This is a genomic window from Vibrio sp. HB236076, from assembly GCF_040957575.1.
Taxonomy (GTDB): Bacteria; Pseudomonadota; Gammaproteobacteria; order Enterobacterales; family Vibrionaceae; genus Vibrio.
Genome location: NZ_CP162601.1, coordinates 162,919 through 180,804 on the forward strand (window position 1 = coordinate 162,919; position 17,886 = coordinate 180,804).

Here is a 17,886-nt window from a genome sequence, read left to right on the forward strand (position 1 = left end):
TAAGCATGACGTTTATTGATACTCAACAAGGAGAAACTCGAATGGCAGATCATTATCAGCCACCTAAAGTGTGGACCAATGATGCGAAAGGCGGCAACAAGTGGGCCAATATTAATAGCCCTGAAGCCGGTGCTCGATTTGAAAGAGAATTACCGGTCGGTGAGCACAACTTTCAGCTCTATTCACTGGGTACGCCCAATGGGCAAAAAGTGACGATCATGTTCGAAGAGTTACTGGCGCTGGGGATTACGGAAGCGGAATACGATGCTTACTTGATCAACATTGGTGAAGCCGATCAGTTTTCTTCAGGGTTTGTCGCGGTCAACCCAAACTCAAAAATTCCTGCTTTGGTGGATAAAAGCGGTGATAAGCCGGTCAATGTATTTGAGTCCGCGTCGATTTTGGTTCACTTGGCAGAAAAGTTTGGTCAGTTCTTGCCAACTTCTGGCGCTGCGCGTACTCAGGCGTTTAACTGGCTGTTTTGGGCTCAAGGCTCTGCCCCATTCTTGGGTGGCGGTTTTGGCCATTTTTATGCGTATGCCGATGAAAAACAAGAGTACCCTATTAACCGTTTTGCGATGGAAGCCAAGCGTCAACTAGACGTGTTAGACAAACAATTGGCGAATAACACGTATGTGTCCGGTGAAGAGTACACCATTGCCGATATGGCGATTTGGCCCTGGTATGGCAACTTGGTGATCAATAACTCGTATGATGCGGCTGAGTTTTTACAAGTTCACACTTACACCAATGTGGTTCGTTGGGCGACCATGATTGCACAGCGCGAAGCGGTGCAACGCGGCCGTATTGTTAACCGTGCTATGGGAGAAGAGTGGGAAAAACTCAGCGAGCGTCACTGTGCTGCTGATATTGATAACGTCCTCGCTTTAAAACCCTAAACCGATGAACCCGAGTGAAACCACTCGGGTTTTTTCTTTCTATTGATGTTGAAATCGCACTCGTCGCTGAGGAGTAACAATGTTAAGTAAGGCAAGTGTACTGGCCTTTGATGTGTATGGCACACTCATCGATACCAATGGTGTATTGACGTTATTACAACAGTTTTTAGGGGCGGCAGAGGCGCCTCGTTTCGCCAACCACTGGCGCGATAAACAACTCGAGTATTCTTTTCGTCGGGGTTTAATGGGGGCGTATCAACCTTTTGCCACTTGTACTCGAGATGCCTTAAAAGAAACCACGGCAACATTGGGGCTTTCATTAAATGAAGATCAGCAAAATGCCTTGATGAAGCAGTATCTGCAGTTGCCCGCCTTTGATGACGTCAAACCGAGTTTACAAGCTTTAAAAGCACAAGGTATCAAGCTGGTTGCCTTTTCTAATGGCGAGGCCTCTTCGGTACAAGGTTTGTTGGAATATAATCAGATTGAGGATTTATTTTCTGGCATTGTCAGCTGTCAATCGATTGAAAAATTTAAACCCGACCCTGAGGTTTACCAGTATTTATTGGCGCAAACTGGAGGCGATAAAGACTCGACATGGCTGATTTCAAGCAACCCGTTTGATGTGACGGGGGCGCGCAGTTTTGGTTTGCCAAGTGCTTGGCTACAACGCGACTCTGGCAAGGTGTTTGACCCGTGGCAAGATTGCCAACCTACCCGGGTAATCGGGCAGTTAGGTGACTTAGTCGAGTAACGAGATCATAAACAGCGGTGTATCCATTGCTGGCATAGAGAGACAATACCCCCTTATCGGTGTAAGGGGGTATTTCGTTACGAAGACGCTTGTTGCTCTTTCGCCATCTTAAAGGCAATTTTAGGTGCCTGCCACAGGCTCGGCAGCAAGATAAACGATGCTGGTACCGCGGTGATAACAATAAAAGATTGAAGAGCGGAAATACCACCAGAACCCATGGAGATCAAAACGATGGCCATGGCTCCCATCACCATCCCCCAAAATGCGCGAATCGCTGCATTAGGGTGACTGTCACCACTGATGACGACACTGATCGTATAGGTCATCGAATCACCGGTTGTCACAATGAAGGTTGTCGTCAGCAATAAAAAGGCGAGAGCGACCACGGTTGGGTATGGCAATTGCGAGGTGATTGCCAGCAAAGCGCCGGGCAGGTTGAAGCCTTCGAACCCACTGGCAATCGAACCTGGGTTGGCGAGTTCAAATGCCAAGCCACTGCCACCGACAATACTGAACCAAAAGCACGTAATAAGCGGCGCGATGAGACTGACGGACAAAATGAGTTGACGTACGGTTCGTCCGCGTGAAATGCGAGCAATGAAAATCGCCATCATGGGGCCATAACCAATAAACCAGCCCCAGAAAAAGACTGTCCACCAGCTTAACCAGTCAGGGTCTTGGCGATAGAGGGCCATCGGCACAAATTCTTTGATCATTGTCGTTACGCCACCCAGATAGCCATTGAGGATGAAGCTCGTCGGGCCGGCGATAAGAAGAAACAACACCAAGATAAGCGAGAGAATGATGTTATAGCGACTAATGATTTGTATGCCTTTGCTCAATCCCGTTAAGGCAGAAATGGTGTACATCGCAACGGCAAAGACGATGACCAATGCTTGAGTGGTAAAGGTATTGGCCAAGCCAAACAGATCATTGATGGCATAGCTAATCTGCAAGCCGAGAAAACCAATCGGACCAATGGTACCCGCTGCGACGGCAATAATACTCAAGGCATCAATCAGGTTGGCGATCCAACCAGAGACGGCGCGCTGGCCAAGGACAGGGTAAAGTAAAGTGCGCGGCTTTAGAGGCAGGCCCTTGTCATAATGCAAATGCATTAAGACCACAGAAGACAAGCAACCTAAGATGGCCCAAGCGAGGAAACCCCAGTGTAAAAACGACTGGGCAAGTGCGTTGGTGGCGCGTTGCCACGTGCTGGCACCATCACCAAATAGCGGTGGAGGTGAGACAAAGTGAGCGATGGGCTCAGCCGCGGCCCAAAATACGCCCCCGCCAGCCAGTAAGGTGCATAAAATGATCGACAGCCATTTAAAGTTTGCGATCTCTGGTTGCTTTAAGGCGCCGAGTCGAGCTGCACCAGAAGGAAGCAAGGCCAATGCGAAACCGATGAGAAAATTGGCCAACAGTAAGACTTGCCAAAAACCACCGAAGGTCGACGTGGTTATCGAAAAAGCGCGATTGATGTTAGAGGTTAGCCAAGAAGGGGCGATCAGAGCGGTCAGGACAAATAAGAACAAAAAACTGCCGCTGAGCAAAAACACGGGGTTCGTCAGTTGCAATTTTTGTGACCAGCTTTGCGGGGGATGAGTGGCGATATAATTCGCGCGATTTGGCGTGTGTATCGCCTTAGAAGGTTGAGACATAGTACGCTCTCTTTTGGGGTTGTGTTTACTATCAATAATGGGGTCGAATAGTACCACAGCATTGAAAAATGTGTTAAGTCTCACAAATTGGGTCTGAATTAATAGCTTTTCGCTATGGATTCTATGGCAAATTAACATTTTTCCTATTGAATCATCAGCGTTATTCTAATCGCTCTTATTGTTTTGTTTCTTTTTATCCATTTTAACGCAGTGATTCGAACCACAAAAAATCACCGCTCATGAGGTTAATATGCAATCAACATCGACGATATCATCGGACCGTGAGACAAGAGGAAATCACCAGGTAAATACGCTCTCTAAGTTAGGAGGGTTCACTTTATTATTGGTCGCGACGCTGACTATCATGGTTGGGGCGGTATTAGCACCTGGCTTGACCTCTATCTCATCTGAATTGGGAATGAGTGATCACGCCGCGTTATTGATTACCTTACCCGCGCTAGGCGTGGTGCTGTTGGCGCCCTTTTTTGGGTTGTTGATTGATAAGTGGGGAGCGAGACCGACATTGTTGCTCAGTTTGGTTGGCTATTTTATTTTTGGGTGTGGCGGGGCCTTTTTATCGCAGCATTGGCTGATCGTGTTCGATCGCGTGGTGCTAGGTGGCTTTGCCGCTGGTGCCATGGCCAGTGGTACGGCGTTGATCACGCATTGGTACACCGGACACGCACGCCTTAGCATGATTGCCAAACAAGGCATGGCGATTGAGTTAGGCGGGGTGGTTTTCCTTTTCTTAGGTGGATTACTCAGTGAGTGGAATTGGCAAGGTCCCTTTTTGATTTATGCCTTAGCGGCACTGATCTTTGTGTTGGTTGTGGCAATGATTCCCAAACAAACCCCTCTCGACGAGGTCAAAGAAAGCGATAGCGAATCAGTGCAATCGACATCGATTAAGTCGGTATTAACGTTTGCGACACTGGCGATGGCAACGTTTTATAGTATGTTTGTGACCTTACCTGGTCACCTTGGTAACGTGGGGTTCTCCGAAGCTCATGTTGGGTATTTCTTGGCATTTATTTCTTTTATGGCGGTTATTGCTGCCATGTTGATGCCGAAAATGATCAAAAAAACCAATGAACAAATAACCTTGAGTTGCGCCTTTGTGTGTTTTGCGATTGCTCATGGCTTATTTAGTGTCAGCGATGCTGTCGCGGTTATGGTCTTGGCTGCGGTGATCACTGGGATTGGTTTTGGCTTTTCGATCCCCTTGCTCAATCATGCCACGGTTGAACGCAGTGATGAGAGCAATCGCGGCCGCAATTTGTCTTATTTTGCCATGGCGGTGTTTATTGGTCAGTTCATGACCTCTGGTTTGTCTTTTCTTCCCCTCAGTTCACAGGGTATTTTTGTCTTGTGTGCTGCGATTGCACTGCTTTGCGCTATCAAGGTAAAGTGGGCGAAGACACTGTAAAGTAGGAAGCAACGTATGGAGTTAAAAACCTTAAAGAGTTTCGTTTCGGTGGCGAGGTTGCAAAGTTTCTCCGCCGCCGCCAAAGCGCTTCATACGGTTCAGCCGGCGATCAGTCGTCATATTGCCAGTTTAGAGCAAGAATTAGGGGTGCAACTTTTTGCGCGCAGTTCCCGTGAGGTGTTGATCACACCGGCGGGAAAGCGCTTGTTAATTGAGGCCGAAGCGTTATTAGCCAGTGCAGAGCAAGCCAAAGAGAACGTGATTAAAACGCATCAAGGCGATATTGGTCAGCTGACGATTGGTTACTTAGGTGGGGCAACCTTGTCTTTTTTCCCGCAGTTGATTCGCCAATACAGTCAGCGCTACCCAGGTGTCGACATCAATTTAATCGACATGACGGTTTCTCAGCAGCTCAGCGCTTTTGAACAACAGCAGATAGATATTGGCTTTTCTCGTGCGATACCAGAGCGTTTGCAAGACGAGTTTAGCTCGCTCGACATTTATCAAGACAGTTTAATTGCGGTACTGCCTGATCATCACCCTTTGGCCAACGAACGCCGTATTGAGCTCGCCCAACTCAAAGAGGAAACCTTTGTTTTGTTTAGTCGCTGTGAAGCCGTCGAGCTCTTCGATGCGATCATTAGCCACTGTCATCACGCGGGTTTCTCACCGAAAATCAAAAATGAGCCACAATTGATGCAAACGATGATGACGCAGGTTGCGGCGGGTATTGGGGTGTCTATTGCCCCTGGTGCCGTGAGTAAATTGGCCAATCACGGTTGTCGTTTCGTGGAGATAGCCGGCATGAAGCCAGAAATTAAACTGTCTTTACATCATAAAAAGTTTGGTGCATCGACTCATGTTATGGCGTTTAAACAAACGGTTATAGAGGCGATTCCGACTATTAGAGCGTCTATGTTTGATCCGACGCCGGTATCGTGAGCGACTTCTGGCCTCTGAGATCAATGAATACAAAATTGTTATTAATTGAATAAAAATTTAGCATTTTCCTTATAGCTAACGAAGGCGTATTCTGCGAGTTATTCTATTTATCCACTCAGTTAAAGGAGTGAACTCAATGTCTGCACCTTCTGCTACCACGTCAGCGAGCCTGACGAAGGGGCTATTGTTTTTAATGGCGATGGCCGTGGCTGCGACGGCGGCAAATCTTTATTACAACCAGCCTATTTTGCCCAGCATTGGCCTTGAGCTTGGCTTGAGTGATGGCCAATTAGGCTATATTCCTGCAGCCAGTCAGCTTGGTTATGCGGCCGCAATCTTATTGATCTCTCCACTTGGCGACGTGCTGGTGCGCAAAAAAATCATAGCCATCCTCTCTTTGTGCTTAGTGGTTTCATCGTTAGTGGCGTTTTCTTCTCACCATTTTGTTTTGTTAATTGTCGCGTGTTTTGGTATTGGTTTAAGTGCCAATATTACCCAGCAGTTGATTCCATTTGCGGCTTCAATGTCGACAGCGCAAGAAAAAGGGCGAGTGATTGGCACCTTGATGACCGGTTTGACGGTAGGCATTTTATTGTCTCGTACCCTCAGTGGCTGGGTCGGTGAGCTGTGGGGATGGCGCGCGGTATTTTTAATGTCGGCTCTCATTGCCGCAGTTTTTGGCGTGTTGCTTTATCGACGTTTGCCTCACAACACACCACCTGCTGCACTGCCTTATGGCCAACTGCTTGCCAGTATGTTGACGCTGGTGCGCCAGCATACCGTGCTCAGACAGTCGGCTTTGACTGGCGCGTTGTGGTTTGCCGCGTTTAATGCTTTGTGGGCGACATTAGCACTGCACGTGAGTAAGCCGCCTTTTGGCTACGATGCCCATCAAGCGGGGTTGTTTGGTTTAGTCGCGATGGCTGGGGTGATCGGCGCTAAGGTTTCTGGACGCTTGGTGCCGAAATTAGGTGCCCCGATGATGATCAATATCGCCTTATTGCTCATTGCGTCAGGCTTTGCCGTTACTTACTTTTACGCTGATCAGCTGGTGGGTTTAGTCATCGGTATTATCTTGATTGATTTGGGGGTTTTTAGTGCTCAAGTGTCCAATCAAGTGCGCGTATTTTCAATCGATCCTAAAGCGCAAAGCCGGATAAATGGTGTCTATATGCTGGGGTATTACCTCGGCGGCGCAGTGGGTTCCTATGGCGGCGTACAATTGTTTGATCAGTATGGTTGGAGTGGCGTCAGCGGGTTGGCCATTGCTTTACTCGCGATAAGTGCATTGGTCAATAATCTACACCGACGCCAATCGGGTCACGACTGAGCACATTAATGCGATGTCGGGCGCTTGTTTAGCGTAGTAGAGATTCATTGGCTGCTAAAGGCAGGGCCGTGGTGTATTTCACCTGTTCCATGGCAAAGCTGGATGTGACATTGGATAAGCCCCCGACTTCGTTGATTAAGGTCTTGTAAAACTGGTCAAAGGCTTGAATGTCTTTGACCACCAAGCGCAATAAGTAATCCCATTCCCCAGACATTCGATAGCACTCGACCACTTGCTCAAACGCGATAACCGTTTCGGAGAAGTGCTGTAACCAAGCGGCATCGTGGCGCTGAGTTTTGAGGTGTACAAACACCGATAAGCCTAAGTTTAACTGCTCGGCGTCTAAAAGCGCGACCCTCGCTTGGATGACGCCCTGCGTTTCAAGCTGCTTAATGCGTTTCCAGCAGGGGGTCGTTGATAGGTTCACGCGTTCAGCTATCTCACTCACTGACAAAGTACAATCTTGCTGAAGTAGGTTTAATATTTTCCGATCGATTCTATCCATAGAAAACGAATTCCTTTTTGAGACTTATTTGAGATTTTTTTTCTATATTGGCGCGAAAAGGTCAAGAGATAAAGGACTTTTTTATCCGTTGGAATTGCTATGCTAAACCTTCGCTGAATAAGAAGGAGATCGGCTAGTGCGCGAGTGGGTTAATGACGCTATCAAGAAAATTAATGCAGATTATCAACGTTCTGCAGACACGCATTTAATTAAGCTTCACGGCTTGCCTTTTAATGGCATTGATGTGTATTTGAAAGATGAGAGTACGCACCCGACCGGCAGTTTAAAACACAGGTTAGCGCGTTCTCTATTTCTCTATGCATTGTGCAATGGCCAGATTGATCGTCACACTACCATTGTCGAAGCGTCTTCTGGCAGTACGGCGGTCTCAGAAGCTTATTTCGCCCGCATGATTGGCGTTAAGTTTATTGCGGTGATGCCAACACAAACAGCGCGTCGAAAAATTGCCGCAATTCGAGCTTATGGCGGTCAATGTCATTTTGTTGATTTTCCAACGCAAATGCACCAAGAAGCTCGTCGAGTGGCTAAGCAGCACCAGGGCTATTTCATCGACCAGTTTTTAATGGCAGAGCGAGCCACCGATTGGCGCGGCAGCAATAATATAGCAGAAAGTATTTTTGAGCAGATGTCATTTGAACCTCACCCAGAGCCCCATACCATTGTGATGAGTGCAGGCACGGGAGGCACTTCAGCGACCATTGGGCGTTACTTGCGTTATACCGGTCGAAATACACGCTTACTGGTGGCAGACCCTGAGTATTCGGTTTTTTATGATAGTTATCAGCAAAGCGATCCCGCCTTGAAGTTGGAGCGAGGCAGTCGCATTGAAGGGATTGGCCGGCCTCAGGTAGAAGCGTCCTTTCAGCCTGGTGTGATAGATGACATGATCAAAGTCAACGACCGCGACAGTGTTGATACCATGCTTTGGTTGGCTGAGTTAATGGGGCGCAAACCCGGCCCATCGACGGGGACCAATGTATGGGCGGCACTGCAAGTCGCGACGCAAATGGAACTGCGAGGAGAAACGGGGTCGATTGTCACTTTGATGTGTGACAGCGGCGAGCGTTATCTTGATACTTACTATAACCCGCAGTGGGTGAGGGAGAATATTACTTGAGTTTTCTCTTATTGGCCTTACCCCAAATGGCAGGGAGTAAGGCCTAGCGAATTATTGTAAAACGTGTAAGTTTGACTCTGGTTGATGGTGTTTTACCGTGGTATGAATGGGACTGTGATGAGAGAGTAACCCCAATTGATAAAGTTGTTCAGTGGCGGGGGCGAGTAAGAAGTGTACGCTGGATAAACTAATGACCATTAACACCAGCGTATAAGGCAAAGCCATGTACACCATTCGACCATAAGAAAGGCGAATCAACGGCGCGAGGGCTGAGGTGAGCAGGAGTAAAAATGCCGCTTGCCCATTTGGAGTCGCGACTGATGGTAGGTTGGTACCGACATTAATGGCAACCGCCAAGAGATCAAACTGATCACGTGAGATTACATCATGCATTAAAGCTTGTTGTACTTCATTGATATAAACCGTACCGACAAAAACATTATCTGACACCATTGAGAGCAATCCATTGGCGAGATAAAACATGGTAAGTTGCTCACTACCTTGCATCTGTAAGACATAATCAATAATTGGCGCAAACAATTGTTGGTTAATGATCACAGCAACAATCGAGAAAAATACCGCTAAAAGTGCGGTAAAAGGGAGTGCCTCTTCAAACGCTTTACCGATGGCATGTTCGTTGGTGATACCGGTAAAACTGGTTGCCAATATGATCACCGAGAGACCCACTAGACCCACAGTGGCCAAATGCATGGCCAGCCCTGTGATAAGCCATATCATGACTAACCCTTGCGCCCATAGTTGAATAGTGTGTTGAGGCGTTCTTTGCTGTTGTTGCTGTTGGTCAAAATCATTCAAAATGGCGCGCACTTTTTCTGGCAGTGTTGCGCCGTAGCCAAACCAGCCGAGTTTTTCAACCAGTACACAGGTGATTAAACCACCTATTAGGGCGGGCAATGTGATGGGAGACATACGCAAAATGAACTCGCCAAATGCCCAGTTGGCGTGATGAGCGATAATGACATTTTGTGGTTCACCAACTAAAGTAATAACCCCACCTAATGCACTGCCAACTCCCGCATGCATTAATAATGAACGCAAGAAGGCACGATATTGATTGAGGTCTTGGCGGCTTAATTCTGGGATAGGTTGGTCATCACTGTGGTCGTGTTCGCCTTCTACATTACCAGAGACAACACGATGATAAATGGCATAAAAGCCGACGGCGACACTGATGATGACGGCGATAACAGTCAGGGCATCTAAAAATGCGGATAGTAACGCGGCGCTAAAACAAAATGCTAACGCTAAGCGAATCTTACGGCTTATTCCCAAGAGAATTTTAGTAAAAACGAGCAACAATAACTGCTTCATAAAATAGATACCGGCGACCATAAACACCAAGAGCAGTAACACTTCTAGGTTCGCTTGCAGCTCATGTAGGACTTGCTGGGGCGTCGCCATGCCAATGGCAATCGCTTCTAATGCCAATAGCCCTCCGGGTTGTAATGGGTAGCATTTTAGCGCCATGGCCAAGGTGCCAATAAATTGGGCGACTAATAGCCAACCCGCCCAGAAAGGGTTGATGGCGAATATAATGGGGTTGAGTAGCAGACAACCGATGATAGCTAGTTTATACCAATTAGGGGCTTGGCCTAAAAAAGTGCTGGCCAAAGCATGTTGATAACGAGTAAGCATGATGTTTTCCTTAAGAAAGCGCTAAATATCCTCGTTTAGCGCCTGTAATTATGGCTTGAAACGCCAAACTGGCTTACGCACTTTGGCGCGTATTTTCCATTTCGTTTTCAGACGACATGGCAATGGGCTCTTTGTAAACGGCTCTGAGAGCTTTGGCCACTGCTTGGCGAGGTAATACACCGACTAATTTTTGATTGTCGAGTACTGGTAAGTGATGAGGGCGATGAGCCATGTGTTGTTTGGCCCGCTCTTCAATTGATAGATGATTAAGAGTGATGGCAATACCATTATCGGTTGTTGGATAAATCTGCGTTTTATCAATACAAAGAAACTCAGCAATATTGATGAGGCTTTCTTGTGCATCGACGGCAATGACCTCGGTTTGCATTAGATCAGCGACGGTTTGTTGATCATCGGGTAGGTAATCCTGACACCAGAGATCCAACAAGACATCATGCAAAGAAAAATACCCTAAAAGGTGGCCCTGACCATCAGTGACAGGAGCCCCATCAATGTGATGTTCGAACAAAAAATCCATGGCTTTAGGGACGGAAAGTGTGGCTGATAGCGTTAAAGCCGGTGTGGTCATCAGATCTTTAACACGAGTTTGACTGAGCATTGGAATATCCTTTTTTGATGATGTGTTGATGGGCTTAGAAATGGCGGTGCGCAGTTTAGAATGAGGGCGTCGAAACACGTACCAGTGAGATAAGCCGACTAATATGGCGCCGCCGACAATGTTGCCTAGGGTGACGGGAATCAGGTTATTCACTAAAAAATGAGGCACAGTGAGATCGGCATAGAGACTGGCATCGGTGCCGATGGCTTGCCAAAAACTGTCAGGCGCGGTGTGGGAAATAACAATACCGAGTGGGATCATGAACATATTGGCAACACAGTGCTCAAAGCCACTGCTGACGAACATCGCAACCGGTAAGATAACCATCATAGCTTTGGCTAAAGCATTACCCGTGCTAAAAGTCAGCCAGATGGCTAAACAAACCAGTAAATTACACAAAACACCCAAGGCAAAAGCCTGGCCAGTGGTGTGGTGCAGTTTGTGTTGAGCAATATTGAGGGCGTTGAGTCCCCATTGGCCATGATCGCTTTGATACAGTGCCGCTAGACTGACGATCATCAGTAAAAACAACGCGCCAATAAAGTTACCAACATAGACTTTGCCCCAAATGCTCAACATGGTTTTAAGGCTGATATCGCGATTGGCGTAAGCCACACTGGTGAGTACTGAGCTGGTAAAAAGCTCGCCACCACAAAGTACGACAAGAATTAACCCTAAACTAAAAGCAATGCCGCCGGCTAAATGACTTAAGCCCCAAGGACCTTGATTACCCGTAGTCACTGTGATGTAAAAGAGAAAAGCAATCCCAATAAAAACGCCAGCCATAATGGCTAGACCTAAGGTCATCGAGGTTGGTTTCTGCGTTTTGTATCGCGCATATTGTTCTGCTTGCCCCATCATTTCACTAGGGGAGTAAAACTCCGGGGTAATGGCATTGTGTGTCGCCCTCATAACAACTCCTGAATATAAAGTAGAAAAGTAACTATCACCTGTCAGAGGAAAGAACGTTGCTTGACAGGCGGGTCTGGCTACAGAGTAAATCTTGCTTTTATTCAGAGTAAAATTGATATTCGTTAAGGTGCTTATCAATAAAGCTGATAGGTTAATGCTTGTGATGACGGGATGGAGAGGAGAAATGAGTGCGTTATTCATTAAAGCAACTGGCGGTTTTTGATGCTGTGGCCGATCTCACCAGTGTCAGCGCGGCGGCAGATAAATTGGCATTAACTCAATCGGCTGCCAGTATGTCTCTGGCTCAATTAGAAAAAATGCTCGGACGCCCGTTGTTTGAACGCCACGGCAAGTCGATGACTTTAACGCATTGGGGGCGATGGCTAAGACCGAAAGCGAAGCAACTGCTGCAAGACGCAAAACAAATCGAGTTAGGATTTACAGAGCAGCATATTTTAAGTGGTGAAATCCGTTTAGGCGTCAGCCAAACCCCTGCCGAGCACCTTGTACCAGAGCTTATCAGTATTATTGATAATGACTTCCCCAAAATTCGCATCGTTCTCAGTGTGCAAAGCACCTCGGGGATTATTGATGGGATTTTAAATTATCACTACGACTTAGGCATTATAGAGGGGCGGGTCGATGATGGGCGCGTTGTGTCTCAAGAATGGTGGCGTGATCATCTCACTGTGGTGGCCGCGGCTCACCATCCTTATGCCGCTTGTGCTTCGGTGAGCCTTGCACAGTTAGAGCAGGCAAAATGGGTATTGCGAGAAGTCGGTTCTGGGACGCGAAATATTTTTGATAGTGCTATTCACCCTCTGATCGAGAATCTTGATGTGTGGCGGGAATATGAGCACGTACCGGTAATAAGAACACTCGTTGCTAACAGCAACTATCTGACTTGTTTGCCTTATTTAGATGTGGAAAAAGCGATACAGAGTGGTGCGTTAGTCGCATTAAACGTTCCTCAATTGATGATGGAAAGACCACTGTCTTTTATTTGGCGAGAGGATATGGATTTAAATCCGCTTTCACAGTGTATTCAACGTGAAGCGATGCGTATGATGAAAGGCCGCCCAACCGTACTGTAAACCACAATAAAGGGTGAGGACATGGCAAACTTACACCGCTTTAACGATAAAAGCGGCGCAAGTATGAGGTGCTGTCGTTAGGCTTGGTGTTTGTTGGCAAATTCACGCATAAAGGTGGCCAGCACTTGTGTTTCTTCTAAGGTAACCCCGTTATATAAACTGGCTCGCAAGTAATCACCCACCCCAAATGGCGTGAGAGTACGCAGGCCGACCATGCCTTGATCCCAACTCTCAATTAAGAACTGTTCGGTCAGCGCTTCATCGCCGCCGTTAACATTAAAAGGAACGTTCATGCGACTGCGTTGCGTCTCGTCATCGACGGGCGTTTGATAAAACCCATTAGATTCATTGATGACTTGATACAGGCAAGCGGCTTTGGCTATCGAACGGGCTTCATTGGCTTCGACCCCGCCTTGTTCTAATAGCCAATCCATCACCATGCCTACCACTTCAATATTGAATGTCGCCGGGGTATTCCAAAGGTTACCGGCTTTGCTGTTGGTGGTGTAGTTAAACACACCTGGGCAAAGAGGAGAGGCTTTGTCATCGCCAAGCAGATCATCGCGGACCACCGTCATAGTTAAGCCGGGGTGGCCAATGTTTTTCGATGCACAGGCAAACAGAACACCGACATTGCTGCCTTGCCAATCAATCGGTTTAGAAGTGAAATCTGAGCTGGCATCAACGACCAGTGGAATGTGAGCACGCGAAGCAGGCAATTTGGGTAAACGGAACAGTTCGATACCGTTGACGGTTTCGTTCGAGCACAAATAAAGATAACGACTTTCCGGGTGAATTTGATCTTCGGTTAACTCGGGAAAGCTAACATAGCGGCCTTGGCTATCCTTGGCGTCAATGGTATCGACTTGGCAGTAGCGTTTGGCTTCATCACGGCCACGCGCAGACCAGGTACCATTGACGACATAAGTTGCTCTATCGCTGGCATGCGAACACAAATTTAATGGCACGGCAGCAAATTGACCGTGTCCACCGGCATGGGTGAATAAAATTTGATAGTTATCGGGAATGGCCATCACTTCACGTGCTGTTGCTGTGGCGTGATCTAAAATGGCTTGGAATTCCGGAGCGCGGTGAGACATCGCCAGAGAGGTAAAACCGGGTTGCTGAAATCGTTCGGCAATGCGTTGTTCAACGGCCTTTGGCAATGAGGTAGGGCCTGGGCTAAAGTTAATCACCGTCTCTGCCGTGGAGTTGAGTGAGCCAATTAAAGCCGGGTGAAGGGTATTGTCCATAATCGTGTTCTCCTATCTATCCTTGTGGTAAGTGCTGCTAGTCCTTAGCGATGAATGCACTTAGTGATGTTGAGTTAAATCAATGCGCTCACAGAGGCGCTGATGCCTAAAATCGACACCATCATTAAAATGGGTAGAGCAAAGTGCTTGAGTGATTTTGGCGGTTTGCGATTAAACAACCATTGGCCAATTCTGACCGCAATCAGAGTCGGGATCAGCAATGCAGCCAGTAGTGTGACGATCTGGGTATCAACCAGTCCTCCGGTGAACAGCGCGCCAACGGCCAAGGTTTCACTGACAATAAAAAATAAAATCATGGTGGCGCGTTGTGCGGTCGCCGTTAGTGGGCTCGACAGCATATAGCTGACGATCATCGGCCCACCGACTGAAGCGCCAGCGGTGCCAATCCCACTGGCAATACCAAAGCCCATTTTGATGCCGACGCGATCGGCATTGCGCAGTCGCAAATCAAACATCAAAAGGATTGAAATAAGTAAAATAACGATACAAATTAAAAGCTTAAGCGGTTGTTCTGGGATGAGAAACAGCAGTCCCATACCCATGGGAATACCGAGAATAGCGCCGAGAATGAGTAATTTGAAGGTGGCGAAATCCGCTTCGCGCAACGCTTGTTTGAGTAAGCCGACACTGCAGATGACATCGAGCATCAATACGATAGGGATGCTTTGTTGTGGGGCTAAGACAAAGTTTACGCCCACCACGGCAATCGCCGCAAACCCAAAGCCTGCGTAACCACGGACTAACCCGGCTAGCATAACCACAGGGACTAACAACCAAACGGAATCTAACATCACACTCAACCTCGTACTTCCTTGTAACGATTGAAAGCGTTTATCAACCTAACTCAGAGGTTCTTCTATCGACTTTCTCTACGTGTTATCACTCTATTGTGACTGAAGTAGCAAGTATGCCAAGGATAGGGAAGGGAAGTTAGCACCACTTTTGTCTTTTGGTAGTACCAAGTTATTTGTACCTGAGATTGGTGTTGTAACCCTTTGGTTGCATCAATAAAAAGGCGCGCTACCGTCCGTGGAGGCGCGCCTAAGACCGATATTAATTGGCCAGTGGCATCGCGATAAGGGGGGTGGCGATCAGTAATGGGGCCTCCGTTGCCGCTTGGACTTGTTCGAGTGAAAACTCGGGCGCGAGCTCGGTGATCATCATCCCCTGCTCGGTGATCTCAAATACCCCCATTTCGGTGACGATCATGTCGACTTGTTTGGCGGCCGTTAAAGGTAAAGTACACTCGGATAAGAGTTTGGCTTTTCCTTTGACGGTGTGCTCCATGGCAATAATCACTTTTTTCGCTCCGACGACGAGATCCATGGCGCCGCCCATGCCGGGGACCATTTTCCCGGGAATGATCCAGTTGGCTAAGTTGCCATGTTGGTCGACCTCTAGCGCGCCGAGTACTGTGATATCAACGTGCCCACCACGAATGATGGCAAAGGAATCAGCACTGCTAAAATAGCAACATCCGTCAACCGCGGTAATGGGTTGACCACCAGCATTGACCAAATCCGGATCCTTTTCGTCGTCTTGGGCAAAATGACCGACGCCCAGTAACCCATTTTCCGCTTGGAACAACAATTCAATATCACAAGTGATTTGATTCGCCACCATAGTGGGTAGGCCAATGCCGAGATTGACAACGTCTCCATCTTGCATCTCTTGCGCCACGCGCCAGGCGATGCGCTGTCGAATTTGTTCTTTACTGAGAGTGACCGAGCCTTGTGTGGTGTTAGGCTGCGTGGTTTCAACAATCAATGCATCTGACATAAGGCCTCCTCACAGATGTAGTCAACATAAATACTCGGGGTATGGACGGCTTCTGGCGCAATGTCACCCGTGGCGACCATTTGAGCGGCTTCAACGATCACCTTCTTGGCGGCGGTGGCCATCAGGGGATTAAAATTTTGCGTGGTTTTCGCGTAAAAAACATTGCCTCGCTGATCGACTTTTGAACCTCGAATTAAAGCAAGATCAGCGTGAAGAGGCGTTTCCAATAAGTAAGGCTTACCATTGACTTCGACGATGGGCTTGCCTGTTGCGACTTGGGTGCCAATACCTGTGGGGGTGAGGACGCCGCCAAGGCCTGCGCCAGCACTGCGTATACGCTCAGCAAGGGTACCCTGCGGGACCAGTTCAACCTTTAAGTGCCCTTGGTTCATTTGTTCACCGGTTTGTGGGTTGGTGCCAATGTGTGATGCAATCAGCTGTTTCACTTGCCCGGTGGCGATTAAACGACTGGCCCCTTTGCCCGGAGAGCCGGTATCGGTTGAGATTAGGGTCAGTTCTTTTACTTGGCTCTCTATTAACTGTGTGATGAGGTATTCGGGGGCTCCGGTGGCCATAAAACCACCGATCATCACCGTCATACCATCAAAAAAATGTTCGCGAAGATCGGCTGGGTGACTGAGTAATTTTTTCATCGTATTTCTCCTTGGCAGCGTTTAATCACGATTGCGGTGCCCATGCCGCCGCCAATACACACGGAAGCGAGACCGTAGTCGAGTTGGTGTGAGAGCAGTTGGTAAACTAAGCTGGTGACGATTCGATTACCCGACGCACCAATGGGATGACCTAAAGCAATCGCCCCTCCGTTGATATTAGTGCGAGTGAATAGCTCATTGAGCTCGATCTGATGCTCTTCACTGAGTTGTTTCATAACGCCTATCGCCTGCGCGGCAAAGGCTTCATTGAGTTCGATGGCCTGAATGTCTTTGAGGGTGATACCGGCTTTTTGCAGCGCATTCGCAATGGCAGGAACAGGCCCTAACCCCATGACCTCGGGGGCGACTCCCGCCTGTCCATAGCTTAGGATCTCAGCCAAAGGCGTTAGATGATGCGCTTTGACGGCTTTTTCACTGGCTAAAATCAATGCAGAAGCGCCATCATTGATACCAGAGGCATTGCCTGCGGTAACGCTACCTTGTGGGTCAAATGCCGGTTTGAGTTTCTCTAGCGTGGCGAGTTGGCAGTCAAACTTGGGGTATTCATCACGCGTAACTCGTTGTAATTCTCCCCTAATTTTTATCTCTACGGGACAAATCTCGGCCTCAAATCGGCCATTCTCGATCGCCAATTGAGCTTTGCGCTGACTGTGCAGGGCGAATTCGTCTTGTTGTTGGCGAGTGATCTGCAAAGCGTTGGCAATGTTCTCGGCGGTTATCCCCATCGGATAATGATGAAAAGCATCAGTGAGGCCATCTTTTAAAATGGAGTCTTCTAGGGCTTGATGTCCTAACTTGGTGCCGCGTCGTATTTGCGCTGAGCTTATGAAGGGCGCGTTTGACATACTTTCCATGCCTGCGGCAATGATTAAATGGGCATCGTTTGATCGAATATGACTGGCCGCTTCCATGATGGCTTTCATGCCACTGCCACAGATCATGTTAACGCCATAGGCTGGAGTGGATTGCGCTAAGCCGGCCTTGAGCGCCGCTTGTCGAGTGGCGCCCATTCCGGTACCGGCTGACAGCACATGGCCGGCGATAACTTCGTCAATGTTTTGAGCCTCTAGCTCGGTTTGCTTTAAGACGGCTTGGATAGCTTGAGTACCGAGGTCAGCCGCGCTAAGAGAGGCTAAGGCTCCGTTAAATTTGCCAATTGGTGTTCGTTTAGCCGCAACGATAAAAACACGCTCCATAAGTCTTCTTCCTTGTTATGTCGA

The 17,886-nt window shown here is 48.0% G+C and carries 16 protein-coding genes; 7 read left to right on the plus strand and 9 right to left on the minus strand.

Annotated features, from left to right (window positions below; genetic code table 11):
- Positions 1–41 precede the first annotated feature (41 nt).
- Both yghU and AB0763_RS00730 read left to right on the plus strand, forming a co-directional pair.
- Complete coding sequence (gene yghU / locus AB0763_RS00725; protein WP_306101871.1) at positions 42–899, plus strand: glutathione-dependent disulfide-bond oxidoreductase; 858 nt, start codon at positions 42–44, stop codon at positions 897–899.
- Between the two features lie 79 nt (positions 900–978).
- Positions 979–1,653 carry a haloacid dehalogenase type II gene (locus AB0763_RS00730; protein ID WP_306101872.1) on the plus strand — a complete coding sequence of 225 codons (675 nt, stop codon included), beginning with the start codon at positions 979–981 and terminating at the stop codon, positions 1,651–1,653.
- A 77-nt stretch (positions 1,654–1,730) separates the two neighbouring features.
- On the opposite strand, the gene AB0763_RS00735 is transcribed toward AB0763_RS00730, so the two are convergent.
- A complete protein-coding gene (locus AB0763_RS00735; protein ID WP_306101873.1) occupies positions 1,731–3,317 on the minus strand; it encodes a BCCT family transporter in 1,587 nt (528 codons plus the stop codon).
- Positions 3,318–3,567: 250 nt separating this feature from the next.
- On the opposite strand from AB0763_RS00735, the gene AB0763_RS00740 reads away from it, so the two are divergent.
- From AB0763_RS00740 to AB0763_RS00750, 3 genes are all read left to right on the plus strand, one after another.
- Positions 3,568–4,743, plus strand: coding sequence for an MFS transporter (locus AB0763_RS00740; protein WP_306101874.1), 1,176 nt, complete (start codon positions 3,568–3,570; stop codon positions 4,741–4,743).
- Between the two features lie 15 nt (positions 4,744–4,758).
- Positions 4,759–5,685 (plus strand): LysR family transcriptional regulator, encoded by a 927-nt coding sequence (locus tag AB0763_RS00745; protein WP_306101875.1) that lies wholly within the window; start codon positions 4,759–4,761, stop codon positions 5,683–5,685.
- Between the two features lie 136 nt (positions 5,686–5,821).
- A complete protein-coding gene (locus AB0763_RS00750) occupies positions 5,822–7,015 on the plus strand; it encodes an MFS transporter (protein WP_306101876.1) in 1,194 nt (397 codons plus the stop codon).
- Between the two features lie 28 nt (positions 7,016–7,043).
- On the opposite strand, the gene AB0763_RS00755 is transcribed toward AB0763_RS00750, so the two are convergent.
- Positions 7,044–7,520, minus strand: a complete 477-nt coding sequence (locus AB0763_RS00755) for an Lrp/AsnC family transcriptional regulator (RefSeq protein ID WP_306101877.1) — start codon at positions 7,518–7,520, stop codon at positions 7,044–7,046.
- A gap of 136 nt (positions 7,521–7,656) precedes the next feature.
- Here AB0763_RS00755 and AB0763_RS00760 point away from each other — a divergent pair, with 136 nt between their 5' ends.
- Positions 7,657–8,658 (plus strand): PLP-dependent cysteine synthase family protein, encoded by a 1,002-nt coding sequence (locus AB0763_RS00760; protein ID WP_306101878.1) that lies wholly within the window; start codon positions 7,657–7,659, stop codon positions 8,656–8,658.
- 51 nt (positions 8,659–8,709) lie between these two features.
- On the opposite strand, the gene nhaB is transcribed toward AB0763_RS00760, so the two are convergent.
- Both nhaB and focA read right to left on the minus strand, forming a co-directional pair.
- Positions 8,710–10,314 carry a Na(+)/H(+) antiporter NhaB gene (gene nhaB, locus AB0763_RS00765; protein ID WP_306101879.1) on the minus strand — a complete coding sequence of 535 codons (1,605 nt, stop codon included), beginning with the start codon at positions 10,312–10,314 and terminating at the stop codon, positions 8,710–8,712.
- A gap of 73 nt (positions 10,315–10,387) precedes the next feature.
- The gene (focA, locus tag AB0763_RS00770) at positions 10,388–11,845 is read right to left on the minus strand and encodes a formate transporter FocA (protein ID WP_306101880.1); all 1,458 of its coding nucleotides are present in this window, start codon (positions 11,843–11,845) and stop codon (positions 10,388–10,390) included.
- A gap of 188 nt (positions 11,846–12,033) precedes the next feature.
- Between focA and AB0763_RS00775 the strand changes: the two genes are divergently transcribed.
- On the plus strand, positions 12,034–12,939 hold the full coding sequence (locus tag AB0763_RS00775) for a LysR substrate-binding domain-containing protein (protein WP_306101881.1): 906 nt from the start codon (positions 12,034–12,036) through the stop codon (positions 12,937–12,939).
- Between the two features lie 77 nt (positions 12,940–13,016).
- On the opposite strand, the gene serC is transcribed toward AB0763_RS00775, so the two are convergent.
- From serC to AB0763_RS00800, 5 genes are all read right to left on the minus strand, one after another.
- Positions 13,017–14,192, minus strand: a complete 1,176-nt coding sequence (gene serC / locus AB0763_RS00780) for a 3-phosphoserine/phosphohydroxythreonine transaminase (RefSeq protein ID WP_306101882.1) — start codon at positions 14,190–14,192, stop codon at positions 13,017–13,019.
- Positions 14,193–14,266: 74 nt separating this feature from the next.
- A complete protein-coding gene (locus AB0763_RS00785; RefSeq protein WP_306101883.1) occupies positions 14,267–15,004 on the minus strand; it encodes a sulfite exporter TauE/SafE family protein in 738 nt (245 codons plus the stop codon).
- Positions 15,005–15,266: 262 nt separating this feature from the next.
- Positions 15,267–15,992 carry a 3-oxoacid CoA-transferase subunit B gene (locus tag AB0763_RS00790; protein ID WP_306101884.1) on the minus strand — a complete coding sequence of 242 codons (726 nt, stop codon included), beginning with the start codon at positions 15,990–15,992 and terminating at the stop codon, positions 15,267–15,269.
- On the minus strand, positions 15,977–16,645 hold the full coding sequence (locus AB0763_RS00795) for a CoA transferase subunit A (protein WP_306101885.1): 669 nt from the start codon (positions 16,643–16,645) through the stop codon (positions 15,977–15,979). Before AB0763_RS00795 ends, AB0763_RS00790 begins: the two co-directional genes overlap by 16 nt.
- Positions 16,642–17,862 (minus strand): acetyl-CoA C-acetyltransferase, encoded by a 1,221-nt coding sequence (locus AB0763_RS00800; RefSeq protein ID WP_306101886.1) that lies wholly within the window; start codon positions 17,860–17,862, stop codon positions 16,642–16,644. Before AB0763_RS00800 ends, AB0763_RS00795 begins: the two co-directional genes overlap by 4 nt.
- Positions 17,863–17,886 lie beyond the last annotated feature (24 nt).